This is a genomic window from Xanthomonas sp. NCPPB 3570, assembly GCF_056725115.1.
The window spans coordinates 3,861,162-3,875,836 of the sequence record NZ_CM161513.1 but is presented as its reverse complement, the minus strand read 5'-3'; the positions used below and the strand labels follow the sequence as shown (position 1 = coordinate 3,875,836).

Annotated in this window: 9 protein-coding genes; all 9 read left to right on the top strand. The window is 69.3% G+C overall.

Translation table 11 applies throughout. The annotated features are described in order from the left end of the window. Positions 1 to 3: 3 nt before the first annotated feature. The 9 genes from AC1PLR_RS16695 (at position 4) to nagA (ending at position 14,602) form a co-directional block, all read left to right on the top strand. A complete protein-coding gene (locus AC1PLR_RS16695) occupies positions 4 to 2,703 on the top strand; it encodes a TonB-dependent receptor (protein WP_481101705.1) in 2,700 nt (899 codons plus the stop codon). A gap of 85 nt (positions 2,704 to 2,788) precedes the next feature. Next, positions 2,789 to 5,671, top strand: a complete 2,883-nt coding sequence (gene galA, locus AC1PLR_RS16690; RefSeq protein ID WP_481101704.1) for a beta-galactosidase GalA — start codon at positions 2,789 to 2,791, stop codon at positions 5,669 to 5,671. Positions 5,672 to 5,675: 4 nt separating this feature from the next. Continuing rightward, positions 5,676 to 8,033, top strand: coding sequence for an alpha-N-acetylglucosaminidase (locus AC1PLR_RS16685; RefSeq protein WP_481101703.1), 2,358 nt, complete (start codon positions 5,676 to 5,678; stop codon positions 8,031 to 8,033). Further along, the gene (locus tag AC1PLR_RS16680; RefSeq protein ID WP_481101702.1) at positions 8,030 to 9,184 is read left to right on the top strand and encodes an acyltransferase family protein; all 1,155 of its coding nucleotides are present in this window, start codon (positions 8,030 to 8,032) and stop codon (positions 9,182 to 9,184) included. Before AC1PLR_RS16685 ends, AC1PLR_RS16680 begins: the two co-directional genes overlap by 4 nt. 71 nt (positions 9,185 to 9,255) lie before the next feature. Next, positions 9,256 to 10,011, top strand: a complete 756-nt coding sequence (locus AC1PLR_RS16675; protein WP_010343151.1) for a GntR family transcriptional regulator — start codon at positions 9,256 to 9,258, stop codon at positions 10,009 to 10,011. A gap of 37 nt (positions 10,012 to 10,048) precedes the next feature. Beyond that, positions 10,049 to 11,314, top strand: a complete 1,266-nt coding sequence (locus tag AC1PLR_RS16670; RefSeq protein ID WP_010343152.1) for a sugar MFS transporter — start codon at positions 10,049 to 10,051, stop codon at positions 11,312 to 11,314. 38 nt (positions 11,315 to 11,352) lie between these two features. Continuing rightward, positions 11,353 to 12,420: a LacI family DNA-binding transcriptional regulator gene (locus AC1PLR_RS16665; protein WP_010343153.1), complete on the top strand. Its 1,068-nt coding sequence runs from the start codon at positions 11,353 to 11,355 to the stop codon at positions 12,418 to 12,420. Positions 12,421 to 12,428: 8 nt separating this feature from the next. Further along, positions 12,429 to 13,457: an SIS domain-containing protein gene (locus AC1PLR_RS16660; RefSeq protein WP_481101701.1), complete on the top strand. Its 1,029-nt coding sequence runs from the start codon at positions 12,429 to 12,431 to the stop codon at positions 13,455 to 13,457. Beyond that, complete coding sequence (gene nagA, locus AC1PLR_RS16655) at positions 13,457 to 14,602, top strand: N-acetylglucosamine-6-phosphate deacetylase (protein WP_481101700.1); 1,146 nt, start codon at positions 13,457 to 13,459, stop codon at positions 14,600 to 14,602. Before AC1PLR_RS16660 ends, nagA begins: the two co-directional genes overlap by 1 nt. The last annotated feature ends 73 nt before the right edge of the window (positions 14,603 to 14,675 follow it).

Here is a 14,675-nt window from a genome sequence, read left to right as displayed (position 1 = left end):
CCAATGCCACATGTCGCCCGCTCCCGTTCGCATTGTTGTCCCCTGTCCGTCCTCGCCAGCGCCATCGCGCTCGGCCTGTTCAGTGCCGCTGTGCAGGCGCAGCAAGCGCCCGCGTCCGATTCGATTTCCCAGCTCGACACGGTGACCGTCACCAGTTCCTACCAGAAGAGCCTGATCACCGCGCTGGACAACAAGCGCGAGGATGCGCGCATGACCGACGGCATCTCGTCGGAGGACATCGGCAAGTTCCCGGCCGAAAACATCGCCGAGGCGATCCAGCGCATTCCCGGCGTGCAGATCTCCACCATCAACGGGCGCGGCTCGACCATCAGCATCCGCGGCCTGGGCCCGCAATACTCGGCCACCACGATCAACGGCCAGACCATCAAGAGCGCCGATTTCACCGATGGCTTCCGCTACGACATCATCCAGCCGGAGGTGGCCGCGGCGATCGAGGTGATCAAGTCGCCGTCGGCGGACATGGATGCCGGCGGCCTGTCCGGCACGGTCAACATCGAAACGACCAAGCCGCTGGACTACAAAGAGCGCAAGCTGATCTTCTCGGCGAAGGAGCAGTACGCCGAATTCGCCGGTGGCGCGCCGACGCCCAAGGGCGTGCTGACCTACATCGACCAGTTCCATCTGGCCGACGGCGGCGAACTGGGCGTGTTCGTCAACGCCGGCTACCAGAAGCTCCGCGACCGTGCCGACTACCTGTGGATCGACCGCTGGTACACCCAGGACACCGGCGACGGCACCCTCTACATCCCGCGCCGTCCGCGCTATCGCTCGATCGAGCGCGAGACCGACCGCAAGATGTTCACCGCCGGGCTGCAGTGGAAACCCAACGACCGCCTGGAGATGAACCTGACCGCGCTGTATTCGCAGGACAAGACCGACAACGACATGAATCAGTTGGTCTACTCCTTCGACCGCAACTACCTGACCGTGCTGCAGACCGAAGGCCTGACCGCGACCAAGGTGTCGGCGTCCAACTACTGGCTGGAGAACAACCGCCAGCTCGAGCGCCACGACCTGAGCTCGCAACTGCTGACCTGGGACGCGCGCTGGAAGGGCGACGCGTGGACCTTCAGCGGCGTGGCCAACTACACCGAAGGCAAGACCGACGAGGACGAGCGTGCGGTGATCCTCGGCCGCAAGCCGAGCGCGACCCTGTTCGACATGTCCAATCCCGGCGCGATCTCGCTGACCACCGATGCCGACGCCACCGACGCCAGCGCCTGGAACAAGGCCAACCTGGTCCGCGACGAATACCCCAACGGTGCGATCAATGCGCTGCGCAACAAGGAATGGTCGCTGCAGTTCGATGCCGAGCGCTACGTCGGCAACGGCTTCCTGGACGCGGTCAAGGTCGGCACCAAGTTCCGCCGCGAGACCTTCGACCGCAACGTCTGGCGTCGCGACTTCCTGTACCTGATCAACTCCGGCGCGGTGTCCGGCTACGGCATGTTCCCGGAATTGTCGGCGGCCAGCTCCAACGTCAGCAACTTCCTCGACGGCGACCTGGCCTCGCAGAGCGACTGGGTGGCGCCGGACGTGTACGCCTACGCCAGGGCCCTGGCGGCCTCCGGCATCACCGTGCCGGTGCTGTTCGCGCCGCAGGCCAGCTACCATATCCGCAACGATATCTTCTCCGCCTACGCGCTGGCCAAGATCGACACCGACGTCGGCAGCATGCGCCTGCGCGGCAACGTCGGTGTGCGCTACGAGGGCACCAAGCGCACCACCGACACCTACCTGACCACCGCCTCGCAGTACAGCGAGGACGCCAACGAGGTGGTCGGCACCGCGCGCGCGCCGTACGACTACCACAACTGGCTGCCGAGCCTGAACCTGGTGCTGGACATGCGCGAGGACCTGCTGCTGCGCTTCGCCGCCGGCAAGGTACTGGTGCGGCCGATCCTGGACAGCAACACCGCCATCGCCACCACCATCTCCTCCGGCAGCAACACCGGCGGCACCACCACCTACGACGTGGCGCTGGGCCAGACCGACCTGAAGGCGCTGACCGCCGACCAGGCCGACCTCAGCCTGGAGTGGTACTACGGGCAGGGCGGCGGGCTGACCCTGGCCGGCTTCTGGAAGAACGTCAAGAACGGCACCTTCAACAGCATCGTCTGTCCGGCCACGTTCAACGGCACGGCGCTGTCCACCAATGGCGCCGGCGACTGCGTGGACGGCAGCGGCAACATCTACGAGATCACCGCCACCCGCAACGATCCGAGCAAGGTCAAGATCAAGGGCTACGAACTGGGCTGGACCCAATCCTTCGATGCCTGGCTGCCGATCCAGGGCTTCGGCCTGACCGCCAACTTCACCCGGGTGATCCCGCAGCGCGACACCGACTTCAAGATCCGCAACCTGTCGGAGAAGACCTGGAACGCCACCGGCTACTGGGAGAACGCGATGTTCTCCGCGCGCCTGTCGCTGAACCATCGCAGCGAGTACGAGCAGGACAGCAGCGACAGCTTCTTCGCCCGCGAAGGCCACACCATGAAGGCGCGCACCCAGGTCGATGCGGTGCTCGGCTACCAGGCCACCGACACACTCAGCTTCCAGCTCGGCGTGCTCAACCTGACCAACAAGAAGGAAGAAGCGTACAAGGACATCAGCAGCCGCTGGCAGATGACCGGGGTCACCGGCCGCAGCTTCTACGTGTCGATGCAGTGGGACATCCTGTGAGGGCGGCGCAGGCGCCTGCGGGCTAGCGCGACCCCGACCCGGCGCCGCGGTGGCGCCGGGCGGTCGATCCGATGAGGACAAGCGCATGCAACGAAGAACCTTCCTGGCCGGTAGCGCCGGCGCCGGCCTGCTGCTGGCGCTGCCGCGCGGGAGCCGGGCCGGCACGGCGGCGTCTGCCGGGCTCGCCAGCAGGGGCACGGCCGCGGTGGCGGCCGTGCCTGCGGTGACCCTGGCGGCCGATCCCGGCCTGTTCTGCCTGGACGAGGGCTGGCATTTCCACGAGGGCGACATCCCGTTTCCGCCGATCACCGGGCAGGACGCCAGCTACGACAACGCCAAGGCCGGCAAGGCCTGGGGCGCGGCCGCCGGCGATTTCGACGACAGCCAGTGGCGGCAATTGCGGCTGCCGCACGATTTCGCCATCGAGCAACCGATCGAGGCCAGCGCCAACGTGGCGCAGGGCTATCGTCGTCGCGGCATCGCCTGGTACCGGCGCAGCCTGCGCCTGGACGAGGCGCAGCGCGGCAAGGCGCTGGAACTGCGTCTGGACGGCATCGCCAGCCGCGCCACGGTGTGGGTCAACGGCTTGCTGATGGCGCGCAGTTGGAGCGGCTACGACGGCATCGCGATCGATATGACCGCCATCGCCCGCTATGGCCAGGATCTGAACACCATCGCGGTGCGCGTGGACGCCGACGCGATGGACGGGTGGTGGTACGAAGGCGCCGGGATCTACCGGCATACCTGGCTGGCGGTGCGCGACGCGCTGCACATCGTCGGCGACGGCGTGCACGCGGTGCCGCGCGCCGAGGCCGACGATCGCTGGACGCTGCCGGTGACGGTCACCGTCGCCAATGTCGGCGAACAGGTCGATGCGACGCTGCTGGAGGCGACGCTGTACGACGCGCAGGGCGCGGTGGTGGCGCAGGGCAGCGCCGCGCTGCAGGCCGGCGCGCTGGCGCAGGTGCAGGCCCAGGTCGTGTTGCAGGTACACCAGCCGCAGCGTTGGGACGTGGTCGCGCCGCATCTCTACCGGCTCGCGGCGGTGCTGCGCAGCGCGGGCCGCGAGCGCGACCGCCGCGAGTGCGCGATCGGCTTCCGCACGCTGCGCTTCGATGCGCAGCAGGGCTTCTTCCTCAACGAGCGGCCGCTCAAGATCAAGGGCGCCTGCCTGCACCAGGACCATGCCGGGGTCGGCGTGGCGGTGCCGGACAGCCTGTTGGAGTTCCGCATCCGCCGGCTCAAGGCGCTGGGCTGCAACGCGATCCGTCTGCACCACGCGGTGGCGAGCGAACTGCTCGACGTGTGCGATCGCCTGGGCATGCTGGTGATGGCCGAGAACCGCGTGTTCAATCCGGCGCCCGACTACGCGGCGCAACTACGCTGGCTGGTGCGCCGCGACCGCAACCGCGCCTGCGTGTTCCTGTGGTCGGTGTTCAACGAGGAGCCGATGCAAGGCACCGTCGCCGGCTACGAAATGGTGCGCCGCGCGGTGGCGCTGGTGCGCACGCTCGACGACAGCCGTCCGGTGACCGCGGCGATGAACGACGGCATGCTGACCGAACGCAATGCGTCCCATGCGGTGGACGTGGTCGGCTTCAACTACCGCCAGTTCAACTACGACCGGGTGCATGCGGCGATGCCGCACACGCCGCTGCTGTCCAGCGAGGACACCAGCGCCTTCCAGACCCGCGGCGCCTGGTTCACCGACATGGACGCGCACGTCATCGCCGAGGACGACTCGATGGCCGCGCCCTGGGGCAACACCCATCGCGCGTCCTGGAAGCTGATCGACGAGCGGCCCTACCTGGCCGGCGGCTTCGTCTGGACCGGCTTCGACTATCGCGGCGAGCCGACGCCGTTCGAATGGCCATCGGTGTCCTCGTTCTTCGGCATCATGGACCTGTGCGGCTTCCCCAAGGGTGCCTACTGGCTGCGCCAGGCGCAGTGGATCGACGAGGCGCCGGTGCTGCAGCTGCTGCCGCACTGGAACTGGCCGGGCCGCGAGGGCACCCCGATCAAGGTGATGGCGTTCTGCAACGCGCAGCAGGTGGAGCTGTGGCTCAACGGCCGCTCGCAAGGGCGGCAGGCGGTGGACCGGATCGCGATGAACACCTGGCAGGTCGTGTATGCGCCCGGCGTGCTGGAAGCGGTGGCGTACCGCGACGGGCGCGAGGTCGCGCGGCAGCGGGTGCAGACGGTCGGCGCGCCGGTCGCGCTGCGGCTGAGCCCGGATCGCACGCGCATGCGCGGCGACGGCCGCGACGCGCAACCGATCACCCTGGAGGCGGTGGACGCGCAGGGCCGCCATGTGCCGTTCGCCGATGCGCAGATCGCGCTGCAGGTCGAAGGCGGGCGCCTGCTCGGCGTCGGCAACGGCGACCCGAACCGGCATGCGCCCGACAACGTGCCGCAGGTGCAGCTGTTCAACGGCCTGGCGCAGGCCATCGTCGAGGCCGGCAGCGGCCGCCGCAGTCTGCGCATCGAGGCGCGCGCGCCCGGCCTGCGTGCGGCGCAGGCCAGCATCGCACTGGAGCCGGCGTCGCCGCCGCTGTCGTTGCCGCCGGCCGCCACGGCGATGGTGGTGAGCGGCTGGCGGCGCACCCTGCCGTTCGCCGCGCCGCCGGATCCGGCGCTGCCGCGTGCGGCCAACGACAACAACAGTTGGAGTTTCTGCCAGCCAGGCAACCTGGAGATGCGCGCCGAGCGCGACGGCTACGTGCTGTACCGGACCGCGTTCACGCCCTGGGCCGGCATCCAGCAGCGCGGCGGCCGCTTGCGGCTCGGCCGCGCGACCGGCGCGGTGCAGGTGTATCTGGATCGGCAGCGGGTCGTCAGTGTGGCGGCGGGGCAGCCGGTGTCTCTGCGGCTGTCGCCGGCGGCCGGCGAACGGGTCCTGGCGGTGGTGATGCAGGTGAAGGCCGGAGCGCCATTCGGCTTCGACGATGTCGCGACAGTGGAGTATTGAGCCAATGAACCATGCTTTCCGCCAGATCTTCCCGCGCGGCCAGGCCGGACTGCGCCGTGTCCGGGCGATATCGCTGTGCGCGCATGCCGTGCTGGTACTGCTGGCCTGTGCGCTGCTGGCGCCGGGTGCATTCGCGTCGCCCGCGCAAGACACGCAGGGCGGCACCGCACGCGAGGTGCTGCTGCGCACGCTCGGCCCGCGCGCCGCCAAGCTGCAGCTGCAACGGCAGCCGCGCGGCCGCGGCAACGACTGGTACCAGGTCGCCGCCGAGGCCGGCACGCTGCGCGTGTCCGGGTCCTCGGAGGTGGCGCTGGCGCATGGCGCGTACAGCTACCTGCAGTCGATCGGTGCGGCGTCGGTGAGCTGGGAGGGCAGCCGCGTGGCGCTGCCGCCGTCCTACTCGGACGTCCAGGGGCAGCGTGTGGTCACCCCGTTCGCGCACCGCGCCTACCTCAACGTCTGCACCTACGGCTACACCACGCCGTGGTGGGACTGGCCGCGCTGGGAGCGCGAGATCGACTGGATGGCGCTGCACGGCATCGACATGCCGCTGGCGATGGAAGGCCAGGAGTACGTGTGGCAGGCGCTGTGGCGCGAGTTCGGCGTCGCCGATGCGGACCTGGCGCAGTACTTCTCCGGCCCGGCGTTCGCGCCATGGCAACGCATGGGCAACATCGAAGGCTACGACGCGCCGCTGCCGCAGCAGTGGATCGAGGACAAGCACGCACTGCAGTTGCGCATCCTGCAGCGCATGCGCGCGCTGGGCATGAAACCGGTGTTGCCGGCCTTCGCCGGCTACGTGCCGAAGGCGTTCGCGCAGGCGCATCCGCAGGCGCGCATCTACCGCATGCGCGCCTGGGAGGGCTTCCACGAGACCTATTGGCTGGATCCGGCCGATCCGCTGTTCGCGCAGATCGCGCAGCGCTTCATCCAGCTCTACGACCGCACCTACGGCAAGGGCACCTACTACCTGGCCGATGCGTTCAACGAGATGTTGCCGCCGATCGCCGCCGACGGCAGCGACGCGCGCCTGGCCAGTTACGGCGACAGCACCGCCAACACCGCCAAGGCCAAGCCGCCCGAGGTGCCGCCGGCGCAGCGCGACAAGCGCCTGGCCGCGTACGGCCGCGCGCTGTACGCCTCGATCCACCGCGCCAACCCGGATGCGGTGTGGGTGATGCAGGGCTGGCTGTTCGGCGCGGACCGCCACTTCTGGACGCCGCAGGCGATCGCCGCGTTCCTGCGCGAGGTGCCCAACGACAAGTTACTGGTGCTGGATATCGGCAACGACCGCTACCCCGGCACCTGGAAACTGTCCGACGCGTTCGACGGCAAGCAGTGGATCTACGGCTACGTGCACAACTACGGCGGCAGCAATCCGGTGTACGGCGACCTGGCGTTCTACCGCGAGGACCTGCGCACGCTGCTCGCCGACAAGGACAAGCAGCAACTGGTCGGCTTCGGCGCCTTCCCGGAAGGGCTGCACACCACCTCGGTGGTCTACGAGTACATGTACGCATTGGCCTGGGGCGCGCAGCAGCGCCCGTTGCAGGACTGGCTCGACGACTACACCCGCGCCCGCTACGGACACACCTCGCCGGCCTTGCGCGCGGCCTGGGACGACCTGCAGGCGTCGGTGCTGTCGACCCGCTACTGGACGCCGCGCTGGTGGCGCAGCCGCGCCGGCGCCTACCTGTTGTTCAAGCGGCCGACGCTGGACATCGGCGAGTTCGAGGGCGCGCCCGGCGATCCGCCACGATTGCGCCGCGCGCTGCAGCAACTGCTGGCGCTGGCGCCGGAATACGCCGACGCGCCGTTGTACCGCTACGACCTGGTCGATTTCGCCCGCCACTACGCCACCGGCCGCGTGGACGTGCAGTTGCAGCAGGCGGTGGCCGCCTACCGGCGCGGCGATGTCGCGGCCGGCGACGCGGCGGCCGCGCGCGTGCGCGAGGCGGTGACGCAGCTCGACAACCTGGTCGGCGGCCAGCAGGACACCCTGTCGAGCTGGCTCGACGCCGCCGCCGGCTATGCGAAGACTCCGCAGGACGCGGCCTACTACCGGCGCGACGCCAAGGCGCAGGTCAGCGTGTGGGGCGGCGAGGGCAATCTGGGCGATTACGCGTCCAAGGCCTGGCAGGGCATGTATGCGGACTATTACCTGCCGCGCTGGACGCTGGCACTGCAGATGCTGCGCGAGGCGGCGGTCGCCGGCGGCAGCGTGGACGAGGCGCAACTGCAGCAGCGGCTGCGCGCCTGGGAACGGGACTGGGTGGCGCGCGACACGGCCTACGTGCGGCAGGCGCCGGCCGATCCGGTCGCGGCGGTGCGCACGCTGCTGCACCAGGTGGATGCGCCATGAGCGTCGCGTCCGTCCGCCTTCCCGCCGCGGCGCCGCCGCGCGAACGCTTCCTGTCGCTGGACGTGTTCCGCGGCCTGACCATCTTCCTGATGATCCTGGTCAACACGCCGGGTGCCGGCGCCGATGCGTTCGTGCAACTGCGGCATACGCCGTGGTTCGGCTTCACCGCCGCGGACCTGGTGTTCCCGTCGTTCCTGTTCGCGGTCGGCAACGCGATGAGCTTCGCGCTGGACCGCGGCCAGCCGCTCGGCGCGTTCCTGCGCCGGGTCGGCAAGCGTAGCGCGCTGATCTTCCTGCTCGGCTTCTTGATGTACTGGTTCCCGTTCGTGCACCAGGGCGCCGACGGCCACTGGAGCCTCACTGCGATCGACCAGACCCGCGTGCCGGGCGTGCTGCAGCGCATCGCGCTGTGCTACGCGCTGGCGGCGCTGCTGTGCCGCTGGCTGTCGCCGCGCGGCCTGCTGGGCATGTGCGTCGCGCTGCTGCTCGGCTACTGGGGCGCGCTGTACCTGTGGGGCCAGCCGGGCGCAGAGCTGAGCAAGCTCGGCAATGCCGGCACGCGCCTGGACCTGTGGCTGCTGGATCCGGCGCAGCTGTATCGCAAGGACGGCGGGTTCGATCCAGAGGGCCTGCTCGGCACGTTGCCGGCCACGGTCAACGTCATCGCCGGCTACCTGACCGGGTTGTACGTGCGCCGGGTCGGCAAGCAGGCGCGCACGGTGCGCTGGCTGCTGCTGGCCGGAATCGCGCTGGCGTTGCTGGCCCTGGCCTGGCAGCCCTGGTTCCCGCTGGCCAAGAAACTGTGGACCGGCTCGTTCGTGCTGCTGACCGTGGGCCTGGACCTGTGGTTGCTGGGCGCGCTGCTGTGGGCGATCGAGGTGCGCGGCTGGCAGGCCGGCAGCGGCTTCTTCACCGTGCTCGGGCGCAATCCGCTGGCGATCTACCTGTTCTCCGAGCTGTTCGTGGTCTGCCTGCGGCTGGTCCCGGCCGGCGCCAGCGGCATGGACCTGTACCAGTGGCTGGGCGTGGAGGTGTTCCAGCGGCTGCTGCCCGGCCCGTGGGGCAGCCTGGCCTGCGCGTTGGCCTATACGTTGCTGTGCTGGCTGGTGGGCTGGTGGATGGATCGCAGGAGGCTGTACCTGCGGCTGTGACCCAACGTGCACGGACCGCAAATTGGTACTATATTGGACATAACGAATTCATGCGGACTGGAGAGCGCGCCATGACCAAGCCCAAGCCGCAGGCCGATCCACGCCTGCATGCGCTGGCCGTGGATCCGGACGCGCCGACGCCGCTGTACCTGCAACTGGCCAGCAAGCTGGTGGAGGCGATCAAGGGCGGGCAGTGGAAGCCGGGCGAGGCGCTGCCGGCCGAACGGCAACTGTGCGAATACCTGCAGGTGTCGCGGGTGACCCTGCGCCAGGCCGTGGACGCGCTGGTCGAGCAGGGCCTGGTGTCGCGCCGCCAGGGCGCCGGGACCTTCGTCACCTCGCACATCCAGCACCAGCTCAGCGGCCTGGCCAGCTTCAGCGAAACCCTGCGCATGAAGGGGCTGGAGCCTGGCACGCGCTGGCTGGAGCGGCGCACGCGTCCGGCGCACGGGGAGGAGATCCTGCGCCTGGGCCTGTCGCCGGACACGGTGGTTGCGGCGCTGACCCGCCTGCGCAGCGCCGACGGCCGGGTGATGGCTTACGAGAAGGCGGTGCTGCCGCAACACGTGGTGCCCGATCCGCACGCCATCGCCGATTCGCTCTACAGCTACCTGGACGAGCGCGGTACCCCGGTGGTGCGGGCGCTGCAGTACTTCCGCGCCATCAACCTGCCGGCGCGGCTGGCCGGCCATCTCGGCATGAAGGAAGGCGAGGCGATCCTGCACGTGGTGCGGGTCGGCTACACCCGCGACGGCAGCGCGATCGAACTGACCGACACCTACTGCCACAACGACTACTACGACTTCGTCGCCGAACTGCGACGCTGATCGCCGACCCCCGCGCCCTCCCGGAGCACGCCCGCCCATGACCACCGCACGGCCCGCCAGTCCCTACGCTTCCATCGCCATCGTCGGCCTGTTGTTCTTCATCATGGGCTTCTTTACCTGGATCAACGGGCCGTTGATCCTGTTCGCCAAGGTCGCCTTCAATGTCAGCGACACGTTCGCGTTCCTCATTCCGAGCGCGTTCTACATTTCCTACTTCTGCCTGGCATTGCCTTCGTCGTTCATCCTGAAGCTGACCGGGATGAAGAAGGGCCTGGCCCTGAGCCTGCTGATCCTGGCGATCGGCGCGGCCATCTTCGGCCAGTTCACCAACGCCCGTTCCTACGTGGGCGCGGTGAGCGGCATCTTCATCATCGGCGGCGGCCTGGCCCTGCTGCAGACTGCGGTCAATCCGTACATCAGCATCCTCGGGCCGATCGACGGCGCCGCGCGCCGTATCGCGCTCATGGGCATCTGCAACAAGGTGGCGGGCGCGCTGGCCACGTATGGACTGGCGAAGGTGGTCCTGCACGGCATGGAGGATTTTTCGACCCAGATCGAACAGGTGCTGCCGGCGCAGAAGGAACTGCTGCTGCAGGAATTCGCCGGCCGCATCCACGGCCCCTACATGGCGATCGCCGGCGTGCTTGCCGTGCTTTCCGTGGCCATCCTGTTTTCGCCCCTGCCCGAGATCAGCGCCGAGAAGGCGAACGCGTCGGCCGCCGACGAGCGCAGCCGCGACAGCATCTTCGCGTTCCCGCACGTGTGGCTGGGCGCGTTGTGCATCTTCGTGTACGTCGGCGCCGAGGTGATGGCGGGCGATGCGATCGGCATCTACGGCAACAGCCTCGGCCTCTCGCTGGACTACGCGAAGTATTTCACCATCGGCACCCTGGCCTGCATGCTGGCGGGCTACCTGGTCGGCCTGGTGCTGATTCCGAAGTACATCTCGCAGGAGAAGTACCTGTCCATTTCGGCATGCCTCGGCATCGTCTTTTCGCTGTGCGCGATGTTGACCGGCGGTTATGTCTCGGTGGCGTTCGTGGCGGCGCTCGGATTCGCCAATGCCATCATGTGGCCGGCCATCTTCCCGCTGGCCATCAAGGGGCTGGGAAAGTTCACCGAGAAGGGCGCGGCGCTGTTGATCATGGGCATCGTGGGCGGCGCCGCGGTGCCGCAGCTGTTCGCCCATCTGAAGGAGTCGTTCGATTTCCAGGTGGTCTTCGCCGGCTTGATGATCGCCTGCTACCTGTACATCTTGTTCTTCGCGCTGCGCGGTCACCGCGTCGGCCAGGGCGCGCGGTGAGCTGACGCGCTTTTCTCCAACCCGGCAAACTCATTCCAATGCGCAGACCCACCATCAAAGACGTCGCCGAACGGGCGCGGGTGTCGCTGAAGACCGTCTCGCGGGTCATCAACAACGAACCGTCGGTGATGCAGGCCACGCGCTCGCGCGTGCTGCATGCCATCGCCGAGCTGGACTACGAGCCGGATCCGTCGGCGCGCAACCTGCGCAGCGGCACGCCGTTCGTGATCGGGCTGGTGTACGACAACCCCAACCCGTACCACATCATCGGCGTGCAGAACGGCGTGCTCGCCGCCTGCCGCGAGACCGGCTTCGGCCTGCAGATCCATCCCTGCGATTCCACCGCGCCGATGCTCGCCGAGGAACTGGCCGAGTGGACCCAGCGCTCGCGCCTGGCCGGGCTGGTGCTGACCGCGCCGATGTCCGAGCGCGCCGACCTGGTCGCGGCGCTGGCCGCGCGCGGGATCAAGACCGTGCGCATCATCGCCGCCACCGAGGATCCGCAGGATGGCCCCTGCGTCTACGTCGACGACCGCGATGCCGCCTACGAGATCACCGAGCACCTGATCCAGCTCGGCCACCAGCGCATCGGCTTCCTGTGGGGCGGCACCTCGCATCGCTCCAGCGGCGAGCGCTATGCCGGCTACGAGGCGGCGCTGAAGGACTACGGCATCACCCTGGACAAGCATCTGGTGATCCCCGGCGACTACACCTTCGACGATGGCTTCCGCGGCGCGCGTCGCCTGTTGGCGCTGCGCGAGCCGCCGACCGCGATCTTCGGCTCCAACGACGAGATCGCCGCCGGCGTGCTGGCCGCGGCCAAGTCGGCGGGCATGAACGTGCCCTACGACCTGTCCATCGCCGGCTTCGAGGACAGCCCGTTCTCGCGCCAGTCGTGGCCGCCGCTGACCACCGCCAAGCAGGCCACCGAGGACATCGCCCGCCACGCCGCGCGGCTGCTGATCAGCCAGCTGCGCAGCGATGCCTACGAAGACCATCCGGCGCCGGTGCACAACCAAGGCTTCGTGCCGCAACTGGTCGTGCGTGGCTCGACCGCGCCCATGCAGCCGCATTCCCGTCGTTCCTCCTCCCCTGACCCCACATGACCCTGCCCATGGCGCTTCCCTCCGAAACCGACACCCTGATGTTCCGCGAAGCCGCGGAAGCCGCCGCGGTCATCGCCGCGCAGTTCGAACGCAACCACGCCACCGTGAGCGCGCTCGCCGCGTCGTTGCGTGCCACGCCGCCGCCGTTCGTGGTGACCTGCGCGCGCGGCAGTTCCGACCACGCCGCCACCTACGCCAAGTACCTGTTCGAGACCCAGCTCGGCGTGGTCACCGCCTCGGCCTCGCCGTCGGTGGGGTCGGTGTACGAAGCGCCGCTGCAGTTGCGCGGCGCGCTGTACCTGGTGATCTCGCAGTCGGGCAAGAGCCCGGACCTGCTGCGCAACGCGCAGGCGGCCAAGGACGCCGGCGCACGCGTGGTGGCCCTGGTCAACGTCGAGGATTCGCCGTTGGCGCAGTTGGCCGACACGGTGATCCCGCTCGGCGCCGGCCCGGAGAAGAGCGTGGCCGCGACCAAGAGCTATCTGGCCTCGCTGGCGGCGATCCTGCAGCTCGGCGCGCACTGGAAGAACGACCCGGCGCTGCTGGGCGCACTGCAGGAACTGCCGCAGGCGCTGCGCGCGGCCTGGCAGGCCGACTGGCGCTCGCTGACCGAGGGCCTGGTCGAGGCGCACAACCTGTTCGTGCTCGACCGCGGCCTGGGCCTGGCGGCGGCGCAGGAAGCGGCGCTGAAGTTCAAGGAGACCTGCGGCCTGCATGCCGAGGCCTACAGCTCGGCGGAAGTGAAGCACGGGCCGATGGCCCTGGTCGGCCCGGGCTTCCCGGTGCTGGCGTTCGACCAGCCGGACGAAGCCGGCGAGGGCACCCGGCGCCTGGCCGAGGAGTTCCGCGGCCGCGGCGCGCAGGTATGGCTGGCCAGCGCCGGCGGCGATCTGCCGCTGGTCGCCGCGCCGCACCCGGCGTGTGCGCCGTTGCTGGCGATCCAGAGCTTCTACCGTGCGATCAACGCCCTGGCGCTGCGCCGTGGCTACAACCCGGACCTGCCGCCGCATCTGAACAAAGTGACGGAGACCGTCTGATGACCACGGTGGCGCTGCGCAATGCGCGCGTGCTCGGCGAGGACGGGTTTCTCGACGGCGTCAGCGTGCTGCTGGAGGGCGGGCGCATCCTCGCCCTGCTCGACGACGCCGATCCGCGCGTGGCGGCAGCGCCGGTGCAACACGACCTGGGCGGCGGCAGCCTGCTGCCGGGCTTCATTGACCTGCAGGTCAACGGCGGCGGCGGCGTGCTGTTCAACAACCGCACCGACGTCGAGGCGCTGCGCCGCATCGGCCAGGGCCATCGCCGCTACGGCACCACCGGCTACCTGCCGACACTGATCAGCGACGACGTGGAGGTGATGCGCGCGGCGATCGCCGCCACGCGCCAGGCCATCGCCGAAGGCGTGCCGGGCGTGCTCGGCATCCATCTGGAAGGCCCGTACCTGGCGCCGGCGCGCAAGGGCACCCACAACGCCGACAAGTTCCGCGTGCCCGACGCCGACGAACTGGCCATGGCCACCTCGCTGGACAACGGCGTCACCCTGATCACCCTGGCACCGGAGCGCGTGCCGGCGGCCAGCATCCGTACCCTGGCCGCGGCTGGGGCGCGCGTGTTCGCCGGCCACACCGCCGCCAGCTACGAAGAGACCCGCGCCGGGCTGGACGCCGGCATCTGCGGCTTCACCCATCTGTACAACGCCATGACCCCGTTGCAGGGGCGCGATCCCGGCGTGGTCGGCGCGGCGCTGGAAGATCGCAACGCCTGGTGCGGCGTGATCGTCGACGGCGTGCACGTGCATCCGGCCAGCCTGCGCGTCGCGCTGGCGGCCAAGCCGCGCGGCACCGTGTTCCTGGTCACCGACGCGATGCCGATGGTCGGCGCCGACAGCCCCGCGTTCGACCTGTACGGCGAAACCATCACCGCCATCGACGGCGTGGTGCGCAATGCCGCCGGCGCCCTGGCCGGCTCGGCGCTGGACATGGCCAGTGCGGTGCGCAACAGCGTGCAGTGGCTGGACGTGCCGCTGGAAGAAGCCGCGCGCATGGCCTCGCTGTACCCGGCGCAGTGCGTGGGCCTGGACCACCGCTACGGCCACATCGCGCCGGGCTATCAGGCCGACCTGGTGCTGCTGGACGACACGTTGCAGGTCCGGCATACCTGGATCGCGGGTATGATGGAGTAGGCGGCGGTACTGCGGCTGTTTAGCCAGGCTGCTGAAACCCGCGCGTGCTGCCATGCGTTGTGTACAGTGTGCG

Coding starts and splice junctions, on each gene's coding strand:
- AC1PLR_RS16660 (WP_481101701.1), top strand. CDS start 12,429: ATGGCGCTTCCCTCCGAAACCGACACCCTGATGTTCCGCGAAGCCGCG.
- AC1PLR_RS16680 (WP_481101702.1), top strand. CDS start 8,030: ATGAGCGTCGCGTCCGTCCGCCTTCCCGCCGCGGCGCCGCCGCGCGAA.
- galA (WP_481101704.1), top strand. CDS start 2,789: ATGCAACGAAGAACCTTCCTGGCCGGTAGCGCCGGCGCCGGCCTGCTG.
- nagA (WP_481101700.1), top strand. CDS start 13,457: ATGACCACGGTGGCGCTGCGCAATGCGCGCGTGCTCGGCGAGGACGGG.
- AC1PLR_RS16670 (WP_010343152.1), top strand. CDS start 10,049: ATGACCACCGCACGGCCCGCCAGTCCCTACGCTTCCATCGCCATCGTC.
- AC1PLR_RS16695 (WP_481101705.1), top strand. CDS start 4: ATGCCACATGTCGCCCGCTCCCGTTCGCATTGTTGTCCCCTGTCCGTC.
- AC1PLR_RS16675 (WP_010343151.1), top strand. CDS start 9,256: ATGACCAAGCCCAAGCCGCAGGCCGATCCACGCCTGCATGCGCTGGCC.
- AC1PLR_RS16665 (WP_010343153.1), top strand. CDS start 11,353: ATGCGCAGACCCACCATCAAAGACGTCGCCGAACGGGCGCGGGTGTCG.
- AC1PLR_RS16685 (WP_481101703.1), top strand. CDS start 5,676: ATGAACCATGCTTTCCGCCAGATCTTCCCGCGCGGCCAGGCCGGACTG.